The sequence below is a fragment of the Pseudomonas sp. MB-090624 genome, from assembly GCF_003205245.1.
Classification (GTDB): domain Bacteria; phylum Pseudomonadota; class Gammaproteobacteria; order Pseudomonadales; family Pseudomonadaceae; genus Aquipseudomonas; species Aquipseudomonas juntendi.
Map to the genome: position 1 here is coordinate 39,557 of NZ_QJRK01000017.1, position 23,725 is coordinate 63,281.

General features: G+C 64.4%; 24 protein-coding genes. 4 read left to right on the top strand and 20 right to left on the bottom strand.

Annotated elements, in window-relative coordinates:
* Nucleotides 1-32: 32 nt before the first annotated feature.
* The 3 genes from mscK (at nt 33) to trxC (ending at nt 5,441) form a co-directional block, all read left to right on the top strand.
* Nucleotides 33-3,341, top strand: coding sequence for a mechanosensitive channel MscK (mscK, locus tag DMX12_RS11370; protein WP_110677603.1), 3,309 nt, complete (start codon nt 33-35; stop codon nt 3,339-3,341).
* Between the two features lie 127 nt (nt 3,342-3,468).
* Nucleotides 3,469-4,929: a protein adenylyltransferase SelO gene (gene selO, locus DMX12_RS11375; RefSeq protein ID WP_110677665.1), complete on the top strand. Its 1,461-nt coding sequence runs from the start codon at nt 3,469-3,471 to the stop codon at nt 4,927-4,929.
* Nucleotides 4,930-5,006: 77 nt separating this feature from the next.
* Entirely contained in the window at nt 5,007-5,441 is a 435-nt protein-coding gene (gene trxC / locus DMX12_RS11380; RefSeq protein ID WP_054904607.1) for a thioredoxin TrxC, read from the top strand.
* Between the two features lie 3 nt (nt 5,442-5,444).
* Here trxC and DMX12_RS11385 read toward each other — a convergent pair whose 3' ends face one another.
* Genes DMX12_RS11385 through DMX12_RS11400 form a run of 4 tightly spaced genes read right to left on the bottom strand, consistent with a single transcriptional unit; the run spans nt 5,445 to nt 7,654 of the window.
* Nucleotides 5,445-5,801 carry a type II toxin-antitoxin system HigA family antitoxin gene (locus DMX12_RS11385; protein WP_009684982.1) on the bottom strand — a complete coding sequence of 119 codons (357 nt, stop codon included), beginning with the start codon at nt 5,799-5,801 and terminating at the stop codon, nt 5,445-5,447.
* Complete coding sequence (locus tag DMX12_RS30295; RefSeq protein WP_232108561.1) at nt 5,791-5,883, bottom strand: type II toxin-antitoxin system HigB family toxin; 93 nt, start codon at nt 5,881-5,883, stop codon at nt 5,791-5,793. The genes DMX12_RS11385 and DMX12_RS30295 overlap by 11 nt, the downstream gene beginning before the upstream one ends.
* 51 nt (nt 5,884-5,934) lie before the next feature.
* The gene (locus DMX12_RS11395; protein ID WP_110677605.1) at nt 5,935-6,708 is read right to left on the bottom strand and encodes a ParA family protein; all 774 of its coding nucleotides are present in this window, start codon (nt 6,706-6,708) and stop codon (nt 5,935-5,937) included.
* A 16-nt stretch (nt 6,709-6,724) separates the two neighbouring features.
* Nucleotides 6,725-7,654 (bottom strand): LysR family transcriptional regulator, encoded by a 930-nt coding sequence (locus tag DMX12_RS11400; RefSeq protein WP_110677607.1) that lies wholly within the window; start codon nt 7,652-7,654, stop codon nt 6,725-6,727.
* A 107-nt stretch (nt 7,655-7,761) separates the two neighbouring features.
* Between DMX12_RS11400 and DMX12_RS11405 the strand changes: the two genes are divergently transcribed.
* Entirely contained in the window at nt 7,762-9,006 is a 1,245-nt protein-coding gene (locus DMX12_RS11405) for an MFS transporter (protein ID WP_110677610.1), read from the top strand.
* A gap of 36 nt (nt 9,007-9,042) precedes the next feature.
* Here DMX12_RS11405 and DMX12_RS11410 read toward each other — a convergent pair whose 3' ends face one another.
* From DMX12_RS11410 to DMX12_RS11485, 16 genes are all read right to left on the bottom strand, one after another.
* Complete coding sequence (locus DMX12_RS11410; protein WP_047149598.1) at nt 9,043-9,390, bottom strand: YgiW/YdeI family stress tolerance OB fold protein; 348 nt, start codon at nt 9,388-9,390, stop codon at nt 9,043-9,045.
* 61 nt (nt 9,391-9,451) lie between these two features.
* Nucleotides 9,452-9,931, bottom strand: a complete 480-nt coding sequence (locus DMX12_RS11415) for a hypothetical protein (RefSeq protein WP_110677612.1) — start codon at nt 9,929-9,931, stop codon at nt 9,452-9,454.
* Nucleotides 9,928-11,037: a type II secretion system protein GspL gene (gspL, locus tag DMX12_RS11420; protein WP_110677614.1), complete on the bottom strand. Its 1,110-nt coding sequence runs from the start codon at nt 11,035-11,037 to the stop codon at nt 9,928-9,930. Before gspL ends, DMX12_RS11415 begins: the two co-directional genes overlap by 4 nt.
* Nucleotides 11,030-11,887 (bottom strand): general secretion pathway protein GspK, encoded by an 858-nt coding sequence (locus DMX12_RS11425; RefSeq protein WP_110677616.1) that lies wholly within the window; start codon nt 11,885-11,887, stop codon nt 11,030-11,032. The genes gspL and DMX12_RS11425 overlap by 8 nt, the downstream gene beginning before the upstream one ends.
* Nucleotides 11,884-12,462 (bottom strand): type II secretion system minor pseudopilin GspJ, encoded by a 579-nt coding sequence (gene gspJ, locus DMX12_RS11430; RefSeq protein ID WP_110677618.1) that lies wholly within the window; start codon nt 12,460-12,462, stop codon nt 11,884-11,886. The genes DMX12_RS11425 and gspJ overlap by 4 nt, the downstream gene beginning before the upstream one ends.
* On the bottom strand, nt 12,449-12,832 hold the full coding sequence (gene gspI / locus DMX12_RS11435; protein ID WP_110677620.1) for a type II secretion system minor pseudopilin GspI: 384 nt from the start codon (nt 12,830-12,832) through the stop codon (nt 12,449-12,451). Before gspI ends, gspJ begins: the two co-directional genes overlap by 14 nt.
* Nucleotides 12,810-13,274: a type II secretion system minor pseudopilin GspH gene (gene gspH, locus DMX12_RS11440; protein WP_054904614.1), complete on the bottom strand. Its 465-nt coding sequence runs from the start codon at nt 13,272-13,274 to the stop codon at nt 12,810-12,812. The genes gspI and gspH overlap by 23 nt, the downstream gene beginning before the upstream one ends.
* Nucleotides 13,271-13,717, bottom strand: coding sequence for a type II secretion system major pseudopilin GspG (gspG, locus tag DMX12_RS11445; RefSeq protein WP_054912252.1), 447 nt, complete (start codon nt 13,715-13,717; stop codon nt 13,271-13,273). The genes gspH and gspG overlap by 4 nt, the downstream gene beginning before the upstream one ends.
* A 1-nt stretch (nt 13,718) precedes the next feature.
* Nucleotides 13,719-14,924 carry a type II secretion system inner membrane protein GspF gene (gene gspF / locus DMX12_RS11450; RefSeq protein WP_110677622.1) on the bottom strand — a complete coding sequence of 402 codons (1,206 nt, stop codon included), beginning with the start codon at nt 14,922-14,924 and terminating at the stop codon, nt 13,719-13,721.
* A gap of 1 nt (nt 14,925) precedes the next feature.
* Complete coding sequence (gene gspE / locus DMX12_RS11455) at nt 14,926-16,389, bottom strand: type II secretion system ATPase GspE (RefSeq protein WP_110677625.1); 1,464 nt, start codon at nt 16,387-16,389, stop codon at nt 14,926-14,928.
* Nucleotides 16,386-18,227, bottom strand: a complete 1,842-nt coding sequence (gene gspD / locus DMX12_RS11460) for a type II secretion system secretin GspD (protein ID WP_110677627.1) — start codon at nt 18,225-18,227, stop codon at nt 16,386-16,388. Before gspD ends, gspE begins: the two co-directional genes overlap by 4 nt.
* Complete coding sequence (locus DMX12_RS11465; RefSeq protein WP_110677629.1) at nt 18,224-18,718, bottom strand: type II secretion system protein N; 495 nt, start codon at nt 18,716-18,718, stop codon at nt 18,224-18,226. Before DMX12_RS11465 ends, gspD begins: the two co-directional genes overlap by 4 nt.
* Nucleotides 18,719-18,723: 5 nt before the next feature.
* Complete coding sequence (locus DMX12_RS11470) at nt 18,724-19,236, bottom strand: cytochrome b (RefSeq protein WP_029886142.1); 513 nt, start codon at nt 19,234-19,236, stop codon at nt 18,724-18,726.
* Nucleotides 19,237-19,287: 51 nt separating this feature from the next.
* Nucleotides 19,288-20,700: an N-acetylglucosamine-binding protein GbpA gene (gbpA, locus tag DMX12_RS11475; protein ID WP_110677631.1), complete on the bottom strand. Its 1,413-nt coding sequence runs from the start codon at nt 20,698-20,700 to the stop codon at nt 19,288-19,290.
* 248 nt (nt 20,701-20,948) lie between these two features.
* Nucleotides 20,949-22,013: a uroporphyrinogen decarboxylase gene (gene hemE, locus DMX12_RS11480; protein WP_110677633.1), complete on the bottom strand. Its 1,065-nt coding sequence runs from the start codon at nt 22,011-22,013 to the stop codon at nt 20,949-20,951.
* A 194-nt stretch (nt 22,014-22,207) separates the two neighbouring features.
* Nucleotides 22,208-23,626 carry an FAD-dependent oxidoreductase gene (locus DMX12_RS11485; protein WP_009684959.1) on the bottom strand — a complete coding sequence of 473 codons (1,419 nt, stop codon included), beginning with the start codon at nt 23,624-23,626 and terminating at the stop codon, nt 22,208-22,210.
* Between the last annotated feature and the right edge of the window lie 99 nt (nt 23,627-23,725).

The following is a 23,725-nucleotide window of genomic DNA, read 5'->3' on the forward strand; positions in this document are numbered from 1 at the left end:
TCGTTTCTGCCGGATCCACAAGTAGTCTGCCTATGTCCCTGCGCGCATACCTTCGCACAGCCCTGCTCGGGCTGTGCCTGTCCCTTTCCTTCGCGGCCACCGCGGCAGAGCCGCCAACGGCTGCCAGCATTCAGAACAGCCTCGACAAGATTGCCGAGCGCAAGCTGCCCGAGGCCGACCAGAAGGCCTTGCAGCAGGTTCTGGAACAGACCCTGAGCCTGCTGGCCAGCAAGGACGACAACGAGAAGAAGCTGGCCGCCCTCAAGCAGCAACTCAGTGCCGCACCCAAGGAAACCGACGACAGCCAGAAAGAGCTGGCCCGGCTCAAGCAAACCAAGGTTCAGCCGGTTGCCCAGCGCTATGCCAACCTCAACGTGCAGCAGCTCGAACAAATGCTCAGCGAGCGCAACACCCAGCAGGGCGAGCTGCAGAAGTCGCTGTCCGACGCCAACAGCCTGATCATCAACTCGCAGACCCGCCCCGAACGTGCCCAGGCCGAAATCAGCAGCAACCAGACCCGCGCCCAGCAGATCAACACCATCCTCAAGACCGGCAAGGACGGTGGCAAGTCGATCAACGCCGACCAGCGCAACCAGCTGAACGCAGAACTGGCTTCGCTCAACGCGCTGACCCTGCTGCGCCGCCAGGAACTGGCCGGCAACAGCGTGCTGCAGGACCTTGGCAACGCCCGCCATGACCTGCTGATCGAGCGTGCCGCGCGCCTTGAGCAGGAAATCCAGGACCTGCAGACGCTGATCAACGACAAGCGCCTGGCCCAGTCCCAGGAAACGGTCACCCAGCAATCGATCGAGGCGCAGAAGGCGGGCGGCAGCAGCCTGCTGGCCACCGAAAGCGCAGCTAACCTGAAGCTGTCCGACTACCTGCTCAAAAGCACCGACCGCCTCAATGAGCTGACCCAGCAGAACCTGCGCACCAAGCAGCAACTGGACAGCCTGACCCAAGCCGACCAGGCGCTGGACGAGCAGATCAACGTGCTCAAGGGCAGCCTGCTGCTGTCCAAGATCCTCTACAAACAGAAACAGACCCTGCCACACCTGAAACTCGACCGTGACCTGGCCGACCAGATCGCCGACACCCGCCTGTACCAGTTCGAGGTCAGCCAGCAGCGCGAGGTGATGAGCAGCCCGGTGACCTATGTCGACAAGCTGCTGGCAGCCCAACCGCAGGAACAGGTAACCCCGCAGCTGCGCAAGGCCCTGCTGGAGCTGGCGATCACCCGCAGCGACCTGCTGGAGCGGCTGAACCGCGAGCTTTCGGCGCTGCTCAACGAATCGATCACCCTGCAGCTCAACCAGAAACAATTGCTGGGCACTGCCCAGAGCCTGCGCACCACCCTCGACGAACAGATGTTCTGGATCCCCAGCAACAAGCCCCTGGACTGGGACTGGCTGCGCACCGTGCCGCAACGGCTGGCCGACCAGGTCGCCAACCTGCCGTGGGCCTCCAGCCTGAGCGAGCTGACCGACGGCCTCAGCCACCGGCCGCTGCTGTTCCTGCCGCTGTTGCTGGTGATCGGCGCTCTGTTATGGCGGCGCAAGTACCTGTACCAACGGCTGGGCAAGGTGCACCAGGACATTGGCCATTTCCGCCGCGACAGCCAGTGGCATACGCCACAGGCGATTCTTATCAATATCCTGCTGGCGATGCCGGTCAGCCTTGTCCTGGCGTTGTGCAGCTATGCCCTGCAAATCGACGCCCGCGGGCAGAACGCCAACCTCGGCGCGGCCCTGTGGCAACTGGCCCAGGCGTGGCTGGTGTTCTATACCGCCTACCGCATCCTTGCACCCGGCGGCGTGGCGGAAGTGCATTTCCGCTGGTACAAACCCCAGGTCGAGTTCCTGCGGGGCTGGGTACGCCGCCTGGGCACCGTGGTGCTGGCCCTGGTCGGGGTAGTGGCGGTGGCCGAGCACCAGCCGTCGGCGCTGGCCGACGATGTACTGGGTATTGGCGTGGTGCTGGCCTGCTATGCGCTGATGGCCTGGCTGCTCAGCCGCCTGCTGCTCAGCAGCCCGGCGCACCGTGACACTTCGCTGTTCCGCAAGGCGGTCGGCGTGGCGTTCACTGCGCTGCCTATCGCCCTGTTCGTCGCGGTGTGCTTCGGCTACTACTACACCGCCCTGAAACTCACCGACCGGCTGATCTACACCCTCTACCTGCTGCTGTTCTGGCTGGTGATCGAGGCCGCCTTCGTGCGCGGCCTGTCGGTTGCGGCCCGCCGCCTGGCCTACCAACGGGCACTGAGCAAGCGCGCGGCGGCCAAGGAAGGGCTGGACGGCGAAGTGGTGGTCGAAGAGCCGACCCTGGACATCGAGCAGGTCAACCAGCAATCGCTGCGCCTGATCCGCCTGGCCCTGCTGGGCGGTTTCATCGCTGGCCTGTACTGGGTATGGGCCGACCTGCTCTCGGTGTTCGCCTACCTCAACAACTTCGTGCTGTACGAATACACCAGCGGCACCGGCGCCGCTGCCAGCATGGTGCCCATCAGCCTGGGCGACCTGTTGGGGGCACTGGTGATCGTCGGTATCACCTTCGCCCTGGCCGGCAACCTGCCAGGCCTGCTGGAGGTGCTGGTGCTGTCACGCCTGAACCTTGCCCAGGGCAGCGCCTACGCCACCACCACCCTGTTGTCGTACACCATCGTCGGCGTGGGTATCGTCAGCACCCTGTCGACCCTGGGGGTCAGCTGGGACAAGCTGCAATGGCTGGTGGCGGCGCTGTCGGTGGGCCTGGGCTTCGGCATGCAGGAAATCTTCGCCAACTTCATCTCCGGCATCATGATCCTGTTCGAGCGCCCGGTACGCATCGGCGACACCATCACCATCGGCAACCTGTCGGGCACGGTGAGCAAGATCCGCATCCGCGCCACCACCATCACCGACTTCGACCGCAAGGACATCATCGTCCCCAACAAGACCTTCATCACCGGCCAACTGATCAACTGGTCGCTGACCGACACGGTCACCCGGGTCACGCTGAAGCTGGGCATCGACTATGGCTCCGACCTCGACCTGGTGCGCGAGCTGCTGCTCAAGGGCGCGCATGAAAACCCACGGGTGCTCAAGGACCCGGAACCGATCGTGTACTTCCTCAACTTCGGCGAAAGCTCGCTGGACCACGAACTGCGCATGCACGTGCGCGACCTGGGTGACCGCAACCCGACGCTGGATGAACTCAACCGCTTCATCAGCCGCGAGTTCAAGGCGCACGACATCAAGATCTCGGTACGCCAGGTCGAGGTGTTCCTGATGGACGCAGCCGGCGGCAAGCAGCAGCTGATACCGATGGAGCAGCCCAAACCCGATGGCACCCAACCTGTGTGAGTGGACGCCATAGGGCATGAACGCCCAGAATGCCTGCGAGGGCTTGGCCCTCGATCGCCGGCAAGCCAGCCCCCACAGCTGGGCCCCGCAAAGCGGCCCCAATGGCACCGACTTCCAGGAGCAGCCCGTGAAAGCCCTCGACCAACTCACTTTCGACAACCGCTTCGCCCGCCTGGGCGATGCGTTTTCTACCCAGGTGCTGCCCGAGCCCATCGCCGAGCCCCGCCTGGTGGTGGCGAGCGAGTCGGCCATGGCGCTGCTGAACCTCGACCCGGCCCAGGCCGAACTGCCTCTGTTCGCCGAACTGTTCAGCGGCCACAAGCTGTGGGACCAGGCCGACCCAAGGGCGATGGTGTACTCCGGCCACCAATTCGGCTCGTACAACCCGCGCCTGGGCGATGGCCGCGGCCTGTTGCTGGCCGAGGTCCTGAACGACGCCAATCAGCACTGGGACCTGCACCTCAAGGGGGCCGGCCAGACGCCGTACTCGCGCATGGGCGACGGCCGCGCCGTGCTGCGCTCATCGATCCGCGAGTTCCTCGCCTCCGAAGCCCTGCACGCCCTGCACATTCCCACTAGCCGCGCGCTGTGCGTCATCGGCTCGAGCACCCCGGTATGGCGCGAAACACGTGAAAGCGCGGCCATGCTCACCCGCGTGGCGCAGAGCCACGTACGCTTCGGTCATTTCGAGTATTTCTACTACACCAAGCAGCCTGAGCAGCAACGGGTGCTGCTCGACCACGTCTTGCAACAGCACTACGCCGAGTGCGGCACCGCCGAGCAGCCTTACCTGGCGATGTTCCGCACCATCGTCGAGCGCAACGCCGACCTGATCGCCCGCTGGCAGGCCTATGGCTTCTGCCACGGGGTCATGAATACCGACAACATGTCGATCCTCGGCATTACCTTCGACTTCGGCCCGTATGCCTTCCTCGACGACTTCGACGCCAATTTCATCTGCAACCACTCCGACGACCGTGGTCGTTACAGCTACGCCAACCAGGTGCCCATCGCCCACTGGAACCTCAGCGCGCTGGCCCAGGCGCTGACCACGGTGGTCGAGGTGGAGCCGTTGAAGCAGGCGTTGAGCCTGTTCCTGCCACTGTACCAGGCCCATTACCTGGACCTGATGCGCAGGCGCCTGGGCCTGACCACGGCCGAGGATGACGACATGGCGCTGGTCGAGCGCCTGCTGCAGTGCATGCAGCGCGGTGGTGTGGACTACAACCTGTTCTTCCGCCGGCTGGGCGAGCAACCGGTGGCCGAAGCGTTGAAGGTGGTACGCAATGACTTCATCGACCTGGCCGGCTTCGATGCCTGGGGCGCCGAATACCTGGCCCGCTGCGAGCGTGAAGCCGGTAATGCCGAGGGGCGCCGCGAACGCATGCATGCAGTGAACCCGTTGTACGTGCTGCGCAACTACCTGGCGCAGAAAGCCATCGAGGCAGCTGAAGCGGGGGATTACAGTGAAGTGCGGCGGCTGCACCAGGTGCTGAGCAACCCCTTCGAGGAGCAACCCGGGATGCAGGCCTACGCCGAGCGCCCACCGGAATGGGGCAAGCACCTGGAAATCAGCTGCTCTTCCTGATTGGCGCTTCCCCCTGTGGGAGCGGCCTTGTGTCGCGATGGGCTGCAAAGCAGCCCCAAAAATCTCGAGGAACCAACATGTCCGAACCACTGGTCATCCCCTGCCCCCACTGCAACGGCCTCAACCGCTTGCCTGCCGAGCGCCTGGGCGACGCGCCGAAATGCGGCCGCTGCAAACAGCAGGTCCTGCTGAGCGCCCCTTTCGAACTCACCGAAGCCAGCTACGCCAGCCAAATCAAAGGCGACCTACCGCTGTTGGTGGATGTCTGGGCCGACTGGTGCGGCCCGTGCAAATCGTTCGCCCCCACCTTCGAACAAGCCGCCCGCCAACTGGCCGGCCGCTGCCGCCTGGCCAAGCTCGACAGCGAAGCCAACCGCAACCTGGCCGGGCAACTGGGCATCCGCTCGATCCCCAGCCTGCTGCTGTTCAAGAACGGCCGCGAAGTCAGCCGCCAGGCCGGGGCGTTTCCACTCCAGGCGTTGTTGGAGTGGGTGCGCAGCCAGGGGGTTTAGTTTTCAAGCGCTTGCCAGCAGCGACTCATAGGGAATGCGAAGGCCATCATGCAGGCGCTTGATCATGGAAAGGCTCAGCCCGCGCTTCCCGCTCAGTACTTCCGAAACTCGCCCGCTTGGACCGATGTACGGTTCAAGATCTCTTGGCGTGAGCCCCTGCTGATCCATACAAAACTTGATAGCCTCGATGGGATTGGCGGGGTGAATGGGATAGTGCCTGTTCTCGTACACTTCGATCAGTGTCACAAGCACTTCCATTTCATCAGCCTCAGGCGTGCCCGCTTCAGACTGAAAAATGGCTTCGAGGCGCTGGAATGCTGCTCGAAGATCGTCCTCGTTACGAATCGGCTTAATATTCACAGATTGTCTCCACATCAATCTCGTCATAGCGCTTGTGCGTACCGACGAACTTCACCCAGGCGATACCGGCGCGGTATTGCATCTCAACCACACGCCGGTACTTGTTACCCCACTAAGGAGGCGGGCTAGATACCTACTCGCTGCGCTCCAGCAAATCATGCAACTCGACAAACTGCTGCGTCAGCTTGTGCCTGGGCTCCAGGTGAATCAGTGGCAGGCTGGCGTGGTGCGATTCACGCATCTTCACCGAGCTGCCAAGGTACACCGGCAGCACCGGCAGCCCTTCGGCCAGCAGTTCGTCGAGCATCTGCTGCGGCAGGCTGGCACGCGACTGGAACTGGTTGACCACGATGCCTTCGACTACGAGGTCTTCGTTATGGTCTTCCTTGAGGTCTTCAATTTCGGCCAGCAGGCCATACAGGGCCTGGCGCGAAAAGCTGTCGCAGTCGAAGGGGATCAGCACACGGTCAGCCGCGATCAGCGCCGAAACCGCATAAAAATTAAGCGCCGGCGGGGTGTCGATATAGATCCGCTCGTAATCCTCGTCCAGCTCATCGAGCAGCTTACGCAGCTTGTTGATCTTGTGCTTGGCCTCGAGCTTGGGCTGCAGGTCGGCCAGTTCAGGCGTTGCAGTCACCACATGCAGGTTGTCGAACGGGGTTTCATAGATATCCACCCTGTTCTTCTTGCTGAATGGCCCGCTGGACAGGCTCTGCTTGAAGAAATCGGCGATACCCATGGGGATATCCTCACCCGTCAGCCCGGTGAGGTACTGTGTCGAGTTGGCCTGGGCATCCAGGTCGATCAGCAGGGTCCGGTAGCCTTCATTGGCACTGACCGCCGCCAGGTTGCAGGCGATGCTCGACTTGCCCACGCCACCTTTCTGATTGAACACCACGCGCCGCATGGTTGACCTCCGTGTTTCAACGAATGCCCGAGTATGTGGCGGTGTCGCCGCCATGGCCAGTGCCATTCGCCTGAAGCAGCTGCGCAAACGCCTCGGCCATGGCCGACCCGCCGCCTTCGCGCTGCACCAGCCACACCGCGGTCATCGCCCCCTCGTCGAGCAAGGTGCGGTACACCACCCCTTCGATACGCATGCGCTGGAACGAGGCCGGCAGCACCGACACCCCCAACCCCGCCGACACCAGGCCGATGATGGTCATAGCCTCCCCTGCCTCCTGGGCAAAATGCGGGCTGAACCCGGCCTGCCGCGCCAGGCTCAGCAACTGCGCATGCAAGCCGCTGCCATAGCTGCGCGGGAAGAACACGAACGGCTCATGGGCCAGCGCCGCCATGTGCACGCCTTGCCCGCTGGCTTCGGCCAGTGGGTGTGAGGCATTGATCACCGCCACCAGTGGCTCGCGGAACAGCTCGGTGGCCAGCAACCCTTCCGGCAGCGGCATTGGCCGCATCAGGCCGACTTCGATGGACTCATCGAACACCCCTTCGGCAACATCGCGGCTGCTCATTTCCTTGAGGTTCAGGTGCACTGCGGGGAAGCGCTGGCGAAAGGCATGAATGGCTTTGGGGATCTTCGATGTGAACGGGGCCGAGGAGGTAAAGCCGATCTTCATCTCGCCCAATTCACCCAGTTGTGCACGCCGCGCCACATCCGCCGCCTTCTCCACCTGCGCCAGCACCTGACGCGCCTCGCCCAGGAACAGCCGGCCTGCCTCGCTCAGCTCGACCCGGCGATTGGTGCGCTCGAACAAGCGCGCCCCCAGCTCCTGTTCCAGCGCCTGGATCTGCTGGCTCAGCGGCGGTTGCGAAATGCCCAGTTGCTGGGCGGCGCGGCCGAAGTGCAGCTCTTCTGCCACGGCAATGAAATAACGCAGATGGCGCAGTTCCATGGTTCGCTCCAAACAAGTCGCACAACGTCTTAAATAGGTCGAACAATATATTGGATCTAATCATTAGCCAGCTATATGCTTTTTTCATTGCACCAGAGGTACCCGCCGTGAAAACTGCTGTAGCCGCGCAGCCCATCGAACTCGAACCTGCCACCTTGACCGACATGTGGATCGAAAAAGGCACCCCCGCCTTCATGAAGACCGTGCTGGCCCTGTTCAGCGGCGGCTTCGCCACCTTCGCCCTGCTGTATTGCGTACAGCCGATGATGCCGTTGCTGTCTAAAGAATTCGCCATCAACGCCGCACAAAGCAGCCTGGTGCTGTCGGTGTCGACCGCGATGCTGGCGTTCGGCCTGCTTGTCACCGGCCCGATCTCGGACCGCATCGGCCGTAAGCCGGTGATGGTGTTCGCCCTGGTGTGCGCCGCGCTCTCCACCCTGGCCAGCGCGGTGATGCCGAGCTGGGAACTGGTGCTGGCCACCCGCGCGCTGGTCGGCCTGTCGCTGAGCGGCCTGGCAGCAGTGGCCATGACCTACCTGAGCGAAGAGATCCACCCCCAGCACATTGGCCTGGCCATGGGCTTGTACATCGGCGGCAACGCCATTGGCGGCATGAGCGGGCGGCTGATCACTGGCGTGTTGATCGACTTCGTCAGCTGGCACACATCCATGCTGACCATCGGCGGCCTGGCCCTGGGCGCCGCCCTGGTGTTCTGGAAGGTGCTGCCGGAGTCACGCAATTTCCGCCCGCAAACGATGAGCCCGCGCAGCCTGCTGGACGGGTTCGTCATGCATTTCAAGGATGCCGGCCTGCCCTGGCTGTTCCTGGAGGCCTTCCTGCTGATGGGTGCCTTCGTCACCCTGTTCAACTACATCGGCTACCGCCTGCTGGCCGAGCCCTACCACATGAACCAGGCACTGGTAGGCTTGCTGTCGGTGGTGTACCTGTCCGGCATCTACAGCTCGGCGCAGGTCGGCGCCTTGGCGGACAAGCTGGGCCGACGCAAGGTGTTCTGGGCCAGCATCGTGGTCATGGCGTGTGGTTTGCTGATGACCCTGGCCAGCCCACTGGCCATGGTGATCGTGGGCATGCTGGTGTTCACCTTCGGCTTCTTTGGCGCGCACTCGGTGGCCAGTAGCTGGATCGGCCGGCGGGCGCTGAAAGCCAAGGGGCAGGCGTCGTCGCTGTACCTGTTCAGCTATTACGCCGGCTCGAGCGTGGCCGGTACGGCGGGCGGGGTGTTCTGGCACCAATGGGGCTGGAATGGCATCGGCCTGTTCATAGGCAGCTTGCTGGCAGTGGCGTTGCTGGTGGCGCTACACCTGAGCAAGTTGCCACCGAAGTCAGGGTGAGGCATTCGCGGGCACGCCCGCGAACTGGCCCGGGAATCAGTTGATGATTTCGACGATATCCACATCCACTTCACGGCTCATCAGGTGTTTCTCCACCTCACCGGTCAGCTTGACCTTGGTCTTGTCGTTGAATGGCGTCGGTGGCAGGTCTTCATCATCGATTTCCACGGTGATGGTGCCGGTGTTGTCCTTGAATTCGTATTTGTCGTCGTTGTTGATCTTCTTGGTGACGAAGCCCTGCAGCACCACCGGCGTGTCATCGGCGGCATCGTTCGCAGCGGCCACGGTGGTTACTGCTTGCGCACCCGGGCCGGTATAGCCGGCAGCCAGGGCAGCAGTGCTGAACAGCGGGGCGAGGATCAGAGCAAGGTAACGGGTTTTCATGGAGGCAGGTCCTGTTTCGGTTTGGATGGGAACAGCCTACCGAAGCTGGCTGAATCCAATCTTAATCGCCCCAGGCTTCGTCCAGTTCCAGCGCCAGCTGCACCTGCAACTGCTCGCCAGTCACCTGTAGCTGCACACTGCGCAGCTGTGCGCCGTCACGTTCCAGCGTGTGCAGCCAGCTCAGCACTGCCGCGGGCTGGCCTTCGAGGCTGACGTCGAGCTGCGTGGCCCGAGCCTGCAGCGCGATAATGCGCAACCCGGCGGCCAAGGCACGCTCATTGAGCGCGGCGGGCGTCAGTGCTCGCACCGCTTCGCGCCCCCCGACCGGCGCTGACGCCACCTGCTGCAACTGCCCGGCCAGCTCCAGCGCCTGCCCATGGGCAAGCTCGGCCTGCAGCAAGCGCTGCTTGCCAGGCACCCAGGCCAGTTGCCAGAGCACCAGCATGGCCACACCCCATAGCGTGACCCTGAGCAGTGCCCGGCGAGTGGCAGGTAGCGTTTGCCATTGGCGCACAAGGGCCTGCTCAAACCTGCGCTTCATCGAGTCCCGCTCCAGGTCAGGGTTGCCCGCACCCCTTGGGCGGTCTGCCGGGCCTGGTCCATCAGCACGGCAGGGGCCAGCAGGCGCAAGCGCTCGAGGTCATCGAACCCTAGGGCCAGCACATCCATACGCCACCCTTGCGCCGGGCTGAACGCAGCCCGCTCGAGGGTGATGTTCCCGGTTTCCACCAGCGGCTGCGCGACGGCCGCCAGGCCTTCCATGCGGGTGGTCGCACAAGGACCGGCCTGCAACGCCCTGACGCGCACCGCCAGGTCACCGGTGACGGGCTGCCCGGGCGCCCACCGCTGGAATGCCTGAACGTTTTCGGCATGCTGTTGAGCCACGCGCTGCAACAGCCCCTCGACACGCCAATGATCGGCCACGCACAGCATGGCGAAGCCCAGCAGCACTGCGCCCGCCAACGCCGACCAGGGTAACGCCAGGCGCTGACGGCGGAATGGCCCCTGGCGCAGGTTCAGCGCCTTGGCTCGCCCTTGCAGCAAGGTCTGGAAGGCATTGTCGACCCTGTGGTTGACCAGCGGTTGCCCGCCATCGGCAGCGGCCGCCTGCCAGGCCATCGGCGGCAATTGCCGTGCCACGATTTCGGCTGCCTGGGGCGTGGCGACCAGCCACGGCCCACCTCGACCGCCCACCAGCCAGCGCCCGTCAAGCCACAGTGCACTGGGCTGCTCGCCACCCAGCAGGTCGGCATCGACATGGACCGCGACCGGGTCGATATCCAGCGTTTGCAACAGGGTCAAAACATTGCGCAGCACCTGACGCTCTACCACCAGCGCACGGCGGTGCCCTTGCATATCAGCTGCGGCAAAAACCAGGTGCACCGATTCCAGCGCCGCTGCCAACTGCTCTTCGGCGGCGTAGGCCAATGCTTCAGGCTTCGGCCGCTTGCCTGGCACGGGGCCGATTTCGCAACTGCCGAGCATTTCCATCGGCAAGACAAGGATCACAGGGCCGGCCAGGGTCGCCCCGAGCGCGTCCAGACGCGTCTTGCGCACGCTGCCATCGGCTGCTCGCAGCCACACCGGCCATTGCGCATCGCCCGCCGCAACGCCCGCGGGCAATAGGTACAGCCAGGTTTCACTCATCTGCTCTTCGCTCCCGCATTGCAGTAAACACACGCCGCACCACACGAACCTGGTGCGTGTTCAAGTCGATCTCCAGATCGCTGTACAGGTACATGCGCCTCCCCGCCTGCTGTGCCTGCACCTCAAGGCGAAACCAGCGGCTGGTCACGGCAAGCCCGCGCCTGTTCACGCCCACGCCTTCCAATTGCGCAGAGGCCAGAAAACGCTCCACCGTCGGGTAGCCCGCCTCGGGGCGTTGCCGTACCAGGTCGGCGGCCACCGCTGGCGACAACTCCGCCAGTGCTGCCAACAGGCGTGCCGGGGCCGTGTTGATGTTGAGCCGCGCCTCCTTGGGCAACACCACTACCCAAGGCTGCAAACGCGCCATCACCTCGGCAGTGACGCCCGGCAGGGCCCGCAACTGGGTAGGGTCCAGCAGTGGCTGGCCCGCCAGCGCCTCCAAGGCCGGCGGCGCCACCTGCAGTGCATGGCACAGGCGCTGCCAACGCTCGAGCAGCAAGGGGTCGGGGGTTTTACCTGCGGTCAGGGCGCCGAGGTTGAAGCGCCCTGCGAGGTCCTCCAGCTGTAGTTGCACCCGGCCTTCGCCCAAGGTCAACACACGGGGTTGGCCCCAGCCCTGCCGCCCGTGGGTCACCTGCAGGATCTCCCCTACCTCACCCCGCAGGCTCGCAAGCGCCTGTTGTTCGCCGGCTTGCGCCAGGCGCAACAGGCGCGTGGCATCGAGCTGCTGGGCAACACCGCCAAGCAGCAGGCGATGGCTGTGCAACATGCCGGCTACCAATAACGTCAGCAGCGCCATCACCAGCAGCACGGTAATCAACGCCAGCCCCTTCTGCCGTTGCCGCTTCACTGGCTGGCCCCGCCAAGCGGCAGTACCCGCCGAATCTGCGCCAAGCGCCGGGTGGACAGGGTCACCTCCAGCGCCTGCGGTGGCAGGGCCCGGCGCTGGGCCATTGGCCAATGCGCCTGCCAGCCGCTACCGGGTACATGCAGGCGCCACTGCAGTTCGCCCACACCTTCGAGCAAACGCTGCGGGCGCGGCTGGCCCTGCCCCTGGGTGCGCCGCTGGCGCCACAGCACGCCGTCGGCGAGCCAGTATTCGACCACCCTCAGTGCGCTGCGCTTGAGCGCCTGATGGTCGGGTTCGCGGGTCAGCCATTGGGCCCGGTCGCCGTTCAGCAGGATGCCGTAACCGCCCTTGCCCAGGCTCGCCGGCAGATACCCTTGCAAGGCATCGCGCTGGATCAGGCTCATGGCCCTGCCCAGCGCATGCAACTGCTCGGCCTGGGCCTGGCGCGCACGCTCGGCCCGCATGACCACATCCAGCACACGCGCACTGCCCACCGCCAACAAGGCAAAGAGGGCCATGGCCAGCAGCAGTTCGATCAAGGTAAAACCGCGCTGGCGGGGCCTAGCGTGAAGCATCGCTGCCCCCCTGCCACCCGGTGGCCTGGTGCAACACCTGGCGATCGGCCGCAAGGCCCACGCGCACCTGAACCTCCAGCAGGCCAGCCCCGCCCAGCCGTCGGCGGCTTTCCTGCAGCAGCCAGCGACGCTGGCCGAACATCACCTCCACACTGCGCTGGCCGGGCGCCAGGGCCGGTTGCAGGCGCATTTCCAGCAGGTGGTTGTCGGCGACCCAGCTGGCAAAAAGACGGTCCTGCAACCCCTGCGACTGCACCAGTATGCGCTGGCTGGCCGTGCTCACCGCCACGGCCAGCACCGCGAAGATCGCCAGCGCGACCAATACCTCGAGCAGGGTGAAGCCGCGTTCAGGGCTGGAACTGCGGGGCATTGAGGCCATCGCTCGACAGGGAGACCAGGCGCACGGTGTCGGCCTCGAAATACAGGGAAAACGGCGTGTGCTCGTCATTGCCGTACATCACCAGTTGCGGCGCCTTGCCAGGCACGGCGGGTGGCACTGGCAGCCCATCGATCTGCAGGCGCAGGTCCAGGCCAATATCGCGCTGCTGGCCCGCGGGCTCCCAGCTGTCACCGCGGGCCTTCAGCAGCTGATAGCCTTGCGGGTCGATTCGGATACCCAGCGCCACGCCCTCCAGCACAGCCTGTTGCCGTGCGTGTTGCACCAGTTGCAGGAACAGGTTGGCCTCCTGGCTGGCCAGGCGCTGCGGGTCGCGCCCGATACCGAGCCCCGCCATGCCCATGACGATGCTCAGCAGCAGCAGGACCAGCAACAGTTCCAGCAGTGTGAAGCCTTGCGCGCGGGGCCGTTTCATTCAGACCAGTTACCGATATCGGCATCCATCTGTTCGCCGCCCGGCTGCCCGTCGGCACCCAGCGAGTAAAGGTCATAGCCCTGGTTCGAACGGCTGCCCGGGTTCACGTACTGGTAAGGCGAGCCCCAAGGGTCGGTAGGCGTACGCTTCAGATAGCCCTGGGCACTCCAGTTGCGCGGCAATGGCGCCACGCTGGGGCGTGTGACCAAGGCGTCCAGGCCCTGCGCGGACGTTGGATAACGGCCGTTGTCCAGCCGATAGATTTCCAGCGCGGTGGCGATCGACTGCAGGTCGGTGCGGGCTGCGGTCAGCTTGGCATGGTCGGGACGGCTCATCACGTTGGGCAGCACCAGCGCGCCAAGCACGCCCAGGATGATGACCACCACCATGATTTCGATGAGTGTGAAGCCACGTTGCGCGTGGCGTGTAGAACGAAGGGACATGTCAGTTGACCAGTTGGTTGAGGTTGAGGATCGGCAGCAGGATGGCCAGCACGATGAACAGCACGATGCCCCCCATCACCAGCAGCATCAGGGGTTCGCAGAGGCTCACCAGCAGCGCGATACGCCCTGCCAGTTGCCTGGCCTGGAGGTCTGCGGCACGTTCAAGCATGGTGTCCAGTTCACCGGCGCGTTCGCCGCTGGCGATCATGTGCAGCATGAGCGGTGGCAGGGTGTCGCTGCGTGTCAGGCAACTGGCCAAGGCGCTGCCCTCGGCCAGCTCGCGGGCGGCCTGCAGCAGACGCTCGCGCAGGGTGAGGTTGCCGATCACCGCCGCAGCGATGTTCATCGCTTCTACCAAGGCCACGCCGCTGCGCCCCAGGATCGCCAGGGTGCTGATGAACCGCGCCGCCTCGCTGGCCCGCGCGAATTCGCCATAACCTGGCAGGCGCAGTGCCAAGGCATGCCACCGGCTACGCCATGGCGGTTGTTGCAGGGCCCACGCGCCCAGAGCAATGCCGGCCAGCAGCAGCGTGAGCGCTGCCAGGCCGTACTGGTTGGCGGCATCGCTCAGGGCAATCAGCACTTGCGTGGCCAACGGCAGGCGCGCCTGGTCGCGGGAGAATGCCTGCACCACATCAGGCACGACATAGCCCAGCAGAAACCCCACCACCAGCAACGAGACGGCCAGCAGAATCACCGGGTAGACCATGGCCAGCTGCACTTTCTGCCGCAAGGCTTGCTCGTCCTCGCCATGCGCGGCCAAACGTTCGAGCACGTCCGCCAAGCGCCCGGAGCGCTCCGCTGCGGCCACGGTGGCCCGGTAGATGACCGGGAACGCCCGCGGGTAATGGGCCAGCGCCTGGGCCAGGGCATGGCCTTCGGCAACCCGCTCTGCCACGCCGCGCAACACCTGCCGCTCCTGGCGCCGGGTGCCTTGCTCGGCAACCGCCTGCAAGGCTTCGGTCAACGGCAGCCCGGCCTGCAGCAGGGTCGCCAGCTGGCGGGTCAGCAGCGAGCGCCGGGCCAGGCTCAAACCGCTGCGGTTCAGCACGCCCGCCAGCAGTGACCGCGGCACGGGGCGCAGTTTCAGCACCTGCCAGCCTTGCTCGCGCAAGGTTTGCCGAGCCTGACGCGCCCCTGGGGCTTCCAGCGTACCGCGCTGGCGGGCGCCCTTGGCATCCTGGGCCTGATAGCGAAACAGCGGCATGTCAGTCCTGCCCGGTCACGCGCAGCAGCTCTGCCACGCTGGTCTGCCCTTGGCAGACACGCTGAACACCGTGCTGGAACAGGCTCGGCGTGTCCTGGCGAATCAGTTCATGCATGGCGGCCTGGGATGCCTGGGTGTGGATCGCCTGAGCCAGTGCAGGCTTGACCACCACCATCTCGTGCAAGGCCAGGCGCCCACTGTAGCCCGCTTGGCATTCACTGCAGCCCTGCGCCTGGTAAAGCTGCGCGGGCAGCCCGGCAGGGTTGCCCAAGGCGCTGGCCATGGCCTGGTCCACCTCGCAGGCCACCTTGCAGTGCGGGCAGAGCCGGCGTACCAGGCGCTGGGCCATCACCCCGGCCAGCGACGAAGCCAGCAGGCAGGTATCGATGCCCATGTCGGCAAGCCGCGTGATTGCCCCCAGCGCGCTGTTTGTGTGCAGGGTGGAAAGTACCAGGTGGCCCGTCAGCGACGCCTGCACCGCGATGTTGGCGGTTTCCTTGTCGCGGATTTCGCCCACCATGACCACGTCCGGGTCCTGACGCAGAATGGCGCGCAGGCCACGGGCGAAGGTCATGTCGACCTTGGGGTTGACCTGGGTTTGCCCGATGCCGGCCAGGTGGTACTCGATCGGGTCCTCCACGGTGAGGATATTGCGCGACTCCTGGTTCAGGTACGCAAGCGCGGTGTACAAGGTGGTGGTCTTGCCCGAGCCGGTTGGGCCGGTGACCAGGAAAATGCCGTGTGGCTTTTCCAGCATGCTCATGAAGCCAGCACGCACAGCCGCCGGCATCTGCATGTGGTCGATGTCCAGGCGCACGGTCTGCTTGTCCAGCAACCGCAGCACCACCCGCTCGCCATGGGTGGCAGGCAGGGTCGAAACGCGCACGTCGACTTCATGGCCAGCCAGGCGCAGGCTGATGCGACCGTCCTGGGGCACGCGCTTCTCGGCGATGTCCAGGCGCGCCATGACCTTGATACGCGAAACCAGCAGGGCAGACAGTTCCCGCGGGGGCGACAGCACTTCGCGCATGACGCCGTCGATGCGCATGCGCACGCGCAGCTGATGCTCGAAGGTTTCCAGGTGGATATCCGAGGCCCGCGAGCGCACCGCTTCGCTGAACAGGGCATTGAGCAGGCGGATGATCGGCGCATCGTCTTGCTGCTCGAGCAGGTCGCTGGTTTGCGGCAAGGCCTCGGCCAGCCGTGGCAGGTCGATTTCCTGGTCCAGGCTCTGAACGATCGATTGCGCGGCATCCTCACCCAGGCCGTAGCAACTGGCCAGGCGCTCGGCGAAGTCGGCTTCGCTCACCTGGCGCAGCGGCCAGGTATTGCCCAGCAAGCGGCAGGCTTCGGCCAGGGCGGCCAGGGACGCGCCTTCTCGCATCATCAGCACCGGCTCGGGCGCCTGGCGGTCGAGCAGGATCCCGTGACGCCGGGCAAAGCCGAATGGCAGCTCAGGGCTCATGGCTGTGGCACTTGCGCGCTTGGCAAGCGACGCGGCTCGAACAGGCGCTGGGCATCAGCCGGCAAGGGCGAATCATCGGCGGCGCGCACCCCGTCGTAGGCCCTGCGCCCAACCTCGACCCGCTCCGCCTGGCTACGCAGAATGGTCGGGCGCAGGAAGACCATCAGGTTGGTTTTCTCCTGAATGTCGCTGCGCCAGCGGAACAGACCGCCAAGCCACGGAATGCGGCTGAGCAACGGTACCCCACGCTCGACCTTGCGCATGCTGTCCTTGATCAGGCCGCCAATCACGATGATCTCGCCGTCGGAGGCCAGGATGGTGCTCTTGAGCGTACGCTTGTTGGTGACCAGGTCGTTCTCGGCCGTGCTCGGCGCGATTTCGGAGCTTTCCTGCTCGACCTCCAGGCGCAGGCTTTGCCCCTCATTGATGTGCGGGCGCACCTTCAGGCTGATACCGATATCCTTGCGTTCGACTGTGGTGAACGGGTTCTCCGAACCACTGCCGGGGGTAACGTAGGAGCCGGTCTTGAAGGCGACGTTCTGCCCCACCAGGATATGCGCCTCCTGGTTGTCCAGGGTCAACAGGCTTGGCGTGGACAACAGGTTGCTGCGGCTGCTGCTGGCCAAGGCCGATATCAGCGCGGCAAAACGGTCCGTGCCAATGGCCAGGGCAGCACCACCCGGCAGCTTGGCCTCCTTGCCCAGCAGGTCGGCCAGCCCGGTGCCACTTTCGCTGAACGTGACCCCGCCGTTGAGCCCGCCGGTGCCCACGCCCCACTGCACACCCAACGCTTCATCGATGCTGCCGCTGACTTCGACGATTGCCGCATGGATGAGGACCTGCGCCCGTGGCTGGTCCAATTGCTGGATGATCTGCTCGACGCTGCCCAGTGTCTGCGGCTCGCCCAGCAGCACCAGCGCATTCTGGTCGGCATCGGCCTTGACCACGGCGTCGCCAGTGAGGTTGGCGCCCAAGTCACGGGTGCCCGGCGCGCCATCCAGGCGCTTGCCCACCTCACCCAGCACGTCGGCAAGCTGCTCGGCGTTACTGTGCTGCAAGCGCACCACACGCCAGTTCTGCGCGGTGGCGGGTGCCGCCACATCCAGCGAACGGGTCAGTTGTGCCAGGCGCTGCCTGGACTTGGCCGGGCCGAGGATCAGCAGGCGGCTACCGTTGGCGTCGGCCACCACCTGCACACCGCTGTCCGGCCCCCCGGCGGCCGCTTCGACCACGGCGAACACGGCCTCGGTCTGGGCGTTATGCAGGGTCACCAGCTCATAGTCGTGCCGCTGGCCGCTGTCCAGCTGCAAGACCAGGCTCTCCAAGCGTTCAAGGTTGGCTGCAGAGTCGGTCACCACCAAGGCGTTGGCCGAGCTGGAGGGGCCAATGTAGCCGCTGCTGGACACCAACGGCCGCAACAGGCCGGCCAGGTCGGCAGCGACGCTGCCCGACAAGGTAAAGACGCGCGTGGTGAACGCGGCCGGTATGGCCTCCACCTGTTGGTTGGCCCAGGCCTTGGCTTCGCTCGCCGGCAGCACCAGCAAACGGTCGCCATCATTCACGGCGGCAAAGCCCTGGGCGTTGAGCACCGAGTAGAACAGCCGGCGTATGCCTTCGCGGTCCAGGGCTTCGTTGGAAAGCACGGTGATGCGCCCCTGCACGCGGGGGTCGAGGATGATGGTCTGGTCGAGGATTTCCCCCACCTCACGCACCACCTCGCGTACGTCGGCATCGCTCATCGCCAGTTGCCAGGTGGGCATTTCAGCCAGCGCCAGGGAACAGCACAGGGTCAAACAGGCGCCGAACGAGGCGCCTTGCAAATATCGCTTGAAAGTCATTGCACCTCCCGCAACAGGCGGGATGAAGGATCAGAAACCGGGCGCGGGCGAGGGGCCGCCCCCATGGGCAGAAAAACGCTGGGGCCAGGGATAGCCAACGCCACGACTTCCTCGCGGCCGTCGACCCACAGCACGATGGAGCGCACATCGATACGGCGCAGCACACCGTGGCCCGCAATCCGCTCACCCACCCGGTAGACAGCCTCGCCCCCAGCGCTTTTCACCAACGCCCGCGCCCCGCCCTGGCTGGATACGAAGCAGGCCTTGAGCGTGATGTCCGCCCGGCTAGACCGCTGGCGCTCAGGCTGAAAGCCGAATGCCAAGGCCAGGGCGGTCGTCGAGAACGGTTGCTCCGGGGCGGCTGCCGTGACCAGCGCCGAGGCCGGCAGCAGCGGGGGCGCAGTTAATGGATACAGCCGTTCCCGCGCTATCAGCCCGGCAAGCGTTACCAGCACCAGCGCCAGCCAGATCACATGCGATGAGCGCTTCATCCGAATCAGGGCAGCATGCGCCGCAGTACACGGCGCCCGGCCAGCTCATGCAGCACCACGGCGCCAATGTGCACCGACACGCCTAGGGCCAGCAGCAGGCACGCGCAGATGTGGACCTTGAACCACAGGCCGTGCCAGAACGGTTCGCTCAACAGCGGCGCGAGGGTGAACCAGCCGAACACGTCGATGGGCCGGTCCATCATCAATACGCCGGACAGCAGCACGATCGCGGTGGTCCAGTACAAACCTTCATGGACAAGATGGGCGATCCGCTCGCCCCTGGCTGCACCCTCCAGGCTGCCGGGTTTGAACAGGGTCCGCCGCAGCAGCCAGCGCAGCAGGAATATCGGGATGAACAGGGTGGTCATGGCCACGTTGACGAACGCAACCAAGTGAAACGTGGTCGGGGTGACATTCAGGTGCGCCACGTAGAAGCCGCTGAGCAGTACCCAAATGATGACCAAGGCAGAGACCCAGTGCAGGAGGATCTGCTGCCAGGCATATTTTCGTGCTTGCATAAACAGTACTCGAAGGGCCTGGCCCCCCGTCGAGGGGCCAGGTGTGCTGCATTACTTCTCGATCCAGGCCATGTTCCAGTGAGAGCCGGTACCTGGCTCGAACTGGGCGGCATTGGCGGAGTACTGCACGCAGTAACCCGAGTTCGGGAAGGGCTGGCACTCGTAGACCTTGCCATTCTTGGGCTGCAGTACCTTGGTGCCGGCCTGGTAGCTGGACAGCGACTCCGGGAAGACAAAGTCGTACGACCCGTCACCCGATGTCTTGAGCTGGACCGTGCGCTCATCCTGCAGCAGCTCGCGCTCGCGCTTGTCCACGCCGACGACCTTGAGGGTGTGCTCACCTGGCACGCTGGCGACGTTCAAGGCGAACGGCGCGCTGCCGTTGACCAGTTGCCGTGCGTAGGCGACCTGCTTGTTGCTGGCGTCGAACAGCCGCGCCGATACAGTCAAGGCCTTGTTGGTCATGACGGTAAAGTCCACGCTACCCTGGCCATCAGCGATGGTGTACTCAGGTTTGACATCATGCAGGTGCAGGGTGGCGGGCTCACCGGCAGCGGCCTTGAAGTCGAGGATGTAGTTGGTCAGGCCACTTTCGGCTTTGGCGAAGATGCTGTTGGAGCCCTGGACAGGCTCGATGTTGCCGTCGGCGTCCATTTGCCCGGCACGGACCAGCGTCTGGGTTTCGTTGATCTGCCTGGCGAGCTTGTAAGCCCAGTTGGCAGCGATACCTTCTTCGGCGTTGTCGATGGTGACGCTCACATGGTGCGACGGACGCTCGCCATTGGCATCGAATGCGCGGGCCGTCACCTGGTCGCCCACTTCAAGGTCTCGGCTGGCGCTGATCTCGGCCAGGCGCGGCCATTCGGGCGCAGGCCCGCCGTCAAGTTGAATATCGACGTCAGCCACGCTATGGAAGGCCTTGTCGGTATCCCCCACTTTCCAGACACCCAGGATCACGTGCTGGCCTGCACGATCGGCTGGCAAGGTGCAGCTATGCTTGGGGTTGGTGCCAGTGCCGCTGGCAGGCACCTGGTTGTTGCCATCGACTACACAGAACGGCGCGTCGTCGAACGAGGCGCGGCTCAGTGCGGTATTGGGGTTCCAGTCGGCTTTGGTGATGAAGTATTCCCACGTGGTTACCGGGTGCGGCGCCTGGTAATGCCAGTCGAACTGAATGTTCCGGTCAACGATGGGGGTCAGATGCCAGCGGTTGGCCGACTGCTCGTCGAGGGCACCGAAATCGCCACGGACACCACCGCTGGCAATTTTCCCGTCAACAGGGCCGGCCGCCGGGAATCGCCCAATGGCCTCACCGACCGACCACGGTTCGTACTGAGCGCCGCCACAGTTGCTGTTCAGATTCTTGTGGTTGGCATGGCACAGCGCTGCACGTGAAGGCGGGTCAGCCAGATGTCCGTGTGCCTGGGCAACCTGAACCTGCAAACCTGCACCTGCGATAGCCATGCAAACACCGGTGGCAACAACGCTTCTGCGCAGGGTTTTTCTTGTATTCATCACGAACTCCGAAGGTTGAATGCAAAAGGGCACATTCACGCGCGGCGAATGTGCCCTCTGCTCAAGGGAGGTCGGACATTAGAAGAAACATCTGTGCCTATATGTAGGAATACGGCTGAACGTTCGGCACATTTTCGGAAATGCACGGCAGCGGCAGGCACAGGCTCCCCAAACCCTGGTTCGGGGAGCCTGGAAACTCAAACGTGGTATTGCGCCGACAGCTCGTGCACCGCGTTGATGAACACGCCTGCGTGCTCCGGGTCGACTTCCGGGGTGATGCCGTGGCCCAAGTTGAACACGTGGCCGTTGCCGTGGCCGTAGCTGGCCAGGATGCGCGCCACTTCCTGGCGGATGGCCTCTGGCTTGGCGTACAGCACGGTCGGGTCCATGTTGCCCTGCAAGGCCACCTTGTCGCCCACACGGCGACGGGCGTCGCCAATGTCACAGGTCCAGTCCAGGCCCAGGGCATCGGCACCGGCCTCGGCGATGCTTTCAAGCCACAGGCCACCGTTCTTGGTGAACAGGATGACCGGCACCTTGAGCCCTTCATGCTCGCGGATCAGGCCGCTGACGATCTTGCGCATGTAGGCGAGGGAGAACTCCTGGTAGGCCGCCGCTGACAGGTTGCCGCCCCAGGTGTCGAAGATCTGCACGGCCTGGGCACCGGCAAGGATCTGCCCGTTGAGGTAGCTGGTCACCGACTGGGCCAGCTTGTCCAGCAGCAGGTGCAGCGCTTGCGGGTTGTCATAGGCCATGGCCTTGGTCTTGCGGAAGTCCTTCGACGACCCGCCTTCGACCATGTAGGTGGCCAGGGTCCAGGGGCTACCGGAAAAACCGATGAGCGGAACGCGGCCGTTGAGTTCGCGGCGGATGGTGCTGACCGCATCCATCACGTAGCCCAGGTCTTTTTGCGGGTCGGGAACCGGCAGGGCTTCGATATCGGCCGGGGTACTGACGACCTTCCTGAAACGCGGGCCTTCGCCGGTTTCGAAGTACAGGCCCAGGCCCATGGCATCGGGGATGGTAAGGATGTCGGAGAACAGGATCGCCGCGTCCAGCGGATAGCGGTCCAGCGGCTGCAAGGTAACCTCGCAGGCGAACTGCGGGTTCATGCACAGGCTCATGAAATCGCCTGCCTTGGCACGGCTGGCGCGGTACTCCGGCAGGTAGCGTCCGGCCTGGCGCATCATCCACACCGGGGTGACGTCTACGGGTTGCTTGAGCAGTGCACGCAGGAAACGATCGTTCTTCAGGGCAGTCATGTCGGCATCCGGAAAAATAGTGCGGGCATTTTCTCAGACGCCAGCGCAAAAGGCACGGCCATGGCCATGCGTTTTGTCTATTGGATGCCACAGATCAAGCGTTTTTGTATACAAAAGCTTCGCGGGCACGCCCGCTCCCACAGGTTCTGCGCTGAACCCCGTGGGAGCGGGCGTGCCCGCGAACAGGTCGAGAATCAGACTTCTAGGTAGTCCAGGATACCCTCAGCAGCAGTGCGCCCTTCGAAGATCGCCGTCACCACCAGGTCCGAACCGCGCACCATGTCGCCACCGGCAAACACTTTCGGGTTGCTGGTCTGGTGCTTGAACTTGCCCTTCTCCGGCGCCACCACACGGCCCTGGCTGTCCAGCTGGATGTCATGCTGCTCGAACCACGGCGCCGGGCTTGGGCGGAAGCCAAAGGCGATCACCACGGCATCGGCCGGCAGGATTTCCTCGGAACCCGGAATCGGCTCGGGGCTGCGACGGCCACGGGCATCCGGCTCGCCCAGGCGGGTTTCGACCACCTTCACACCCTCGACCTTGTCCTCGCCGACAATGGCGATGGGTTGGCGGTTGTAGAGGAACTTCACGCCTTCTTCCTTGGCGTTCTTCACCTCTTTGCGCGAACCCGGCATGTTGGCTTCGTCACGGCGATAGGCGCAGGTCACCGCCTTGGCACCCTGGCGGATCGAGGTACGGTTGCAGTCCATGGCAGTGTCGCCACCGCCCAGCACCACAACCTTCTTGCCCTGCATGTCGATGAAGTCTTCAGGCGACTTCTCGAAGCCCAGGTTGCGGTTGACGTTGGCAATCAGGAAGTCCAGCGCGTCATGCACGCCCGGCAGGTCCTCACCCGGGAAGCCACCCTTCATGTAGGTGTAGGTACCCATACCCATGAACACTGCGTCGTACTCGGCGAGCAGTTGCTCCATGGTCACGTCCTTGCCCACCTCGGTATTGAGGCGGAACTCGATACCCATACCGGTGAACACTTCGCGGCGGTTGCTGAGCACGCTCTTTTCCAGCTTGAACTCGGGAATACCGAAGGTCAGCAGGCCACCGATTTCCGGGTTCTTGTCGAATACCACCGGGGTAACCCCGGCGCGCACCAGCACGTCGGCGCAGCCCAGGCCAGCAGGGCCTGCGCCAATGATGGCGACGCGCTTGCCGGTGGGCTTGACCTTGGACATGTCCGGGCGCCAGCCCATGGCAAAGGCGGTATCGGTGATGTACTTCTCCACCGAACCGATGGTCACCGCGCCAAAGCCGTCGTTCAGGGTGCAGGCACCCTCGCACAGGCGGTCTTGCGGGCACACCCGGCCGCACACTTCGGGCAGGGTGTTGGTCTGGTGCGACAGCTCCGCCGCCGCCAGGATGTTGCCTTCGGAAACCAGCTTCAACCAGTTGGGGATGAAGTTGTGCACCGGGCACTTCCACTCGCAGTACGGGTTACCGCAGCCCAGGCAACGGTGCGCCTGCTCCACGGACTGCTGCGGCTTGAACGGCTCGTAGATTTCCACGAACTCTTTCTTGCGCTGGCGCAGCAGCTTTTTCTTCGGGTCCTTGCGGCCCACTTCGATGAACTGGAAGTCGTTGTTCAGACGTTCAGCCATTTTTCAAAACCTCTTTACAGCAGCTGCAAGCTACACGCTGCAAACTGCAAGACGATCACTTAAGCCGGGCAAACCTCGTGCTGCTTCTGCGTGCAGCTT

Bases quoted from the DNA above. Each gene is read 5' to 3' on its own strand.
- mscK (WP_110677603.1), top strand. From the start codon at position 33: ATGTCCCTGCGCGCATACCTTCGCACAGCCCTGCTCGGGCTGTGCCTG.
- trxC (WP_054904607.1), top strand. From the start codon at position 5,007: ATGTCCGAACCACTGGTCATCCCCTGCCCCCACTGCAACGGCCTCAAC.
- DMX12_RS30295 (WP_232108561.1), bottom strand. From the start codon at position 5,883: ATGCAATACCGCGCCGGTATCGCCTGGGTGAAGTTCGTCGGTACGCAC.
- DMX12_RS11395 (WP_110677605.1), bottom strand. From the start codon at position 6,708: ATGCGGCGCGTGGTGTTCAATCAGAAAGGTGGCGTGGGCAAGTCGAGC.
- DMX12_RS11400 (WP_110677607.1), bottom strand. From the start codon at position 7,654: ATGGAACTGCGCCATCTGCGTTATTTCATTGCCGTGGCAGAAGAGCTG.
- DMX12_RS11410 (WP_047149598.1), bottom strand. From the start codon at position 9,390: ATGAAAACCCGTTACCTTGCTCTGATCCTCGCCCCGCTGTTCAGCACT.
- DMX12_RS11415 (WP_110677612.1), bottom strand. From the start codon at position 9,931: ATGAAGCGCAGGTTTGAGCAGGCCCTTGTGCGCCAATGGCAAACGCTA.
- gspL (WP_110677614.1), bottom strand. From the start codon at position 11,037: ATGAGTGAAACCTGGCTGTACCTATTGCCCGCGGGCGTTGCGGCGGGC.
- gspJ (WP_110677618.1), bottom strand. From the start codon at position 12,462: ATGCTTCACGCTAGGCCCCGCCAGCGCGGTTTTACCTTGATCGAACTG.
- gspI (WP_110677620.1), bottom strand. From the start codon at position 12,832: ATGCCCCGCAGTTCCAGCCCTGAACGCGGCTTCACCCTGCTCGAGGTA.
- gspH (WP_054904614.1), bottom strand. From the start codon at position 13,274: ATGAAACGGCCCCGCGCGCAAGGCTTCACACTGCTGGAACTGTTGCTG.
- gspG (WP_054912252.1), bottom strand. From the start codon at position 13,717: ATGTCCCTTCGTTCTACACGCCACGCGCAACGTGGCTTCACACTCATC.
- gspF (WP_110677622.1), bottom strand. From the start codon at position 14,924: ATGCCGCTGTTTCGCTATCAGGCCCAGGATGCCAAGGGCGCCCGCCAG.
- gspE (WP_110677625.1), bottom strand. From the start codon at position 16,389: ATGAGCCCTGAGCTGCCATTCGGCTTTGCCCGGCGTCACGGGATCCTG.
- gspD (WP_110677627.1), bottom strand. From the start codon at position 18,227: ATGACTTTCAAGCGATATTTGCAAGGCGCCTCGTTCGGCGCCTGTTTG.
- DMX12_RS11465 (WP_110677629.1), bottom strand. From the start codon at position 18,718: ATGAAGCGCTCATCGCATGTGATCTGGCTGGCGCTGGTGCTGGTAACG.
- DMX12_RS11470 (WP_029886142.1), bottom strand. From the start codon at position 19,236: ATGCAAGCACGAAAATATGCCTGGCAGCAGATCCTCCTGCACTGGGTC.
- gbpA (WP_110677631.1), bottom strand. From the start codon at position 20,700: ATGGCTATCGCAGGTGCAGGTTTGCAGGTTCAGGTTGCCCAGGCACAC.
- hemE (WP_110677633.1), bottom strand. From the start codon at position 22,013: ATGACTGCCCTGAAGAACGATCGTTTCCTGCGTGCACTGCTCAAGCAA.
- DMX12_RS11485 (WP_009684959.1), bottom strand. From the start codon at position 23,626: ATGGCTGAACGTCTGAACAACGACTTCCAGTTCATCGAAGTGGGCCGC.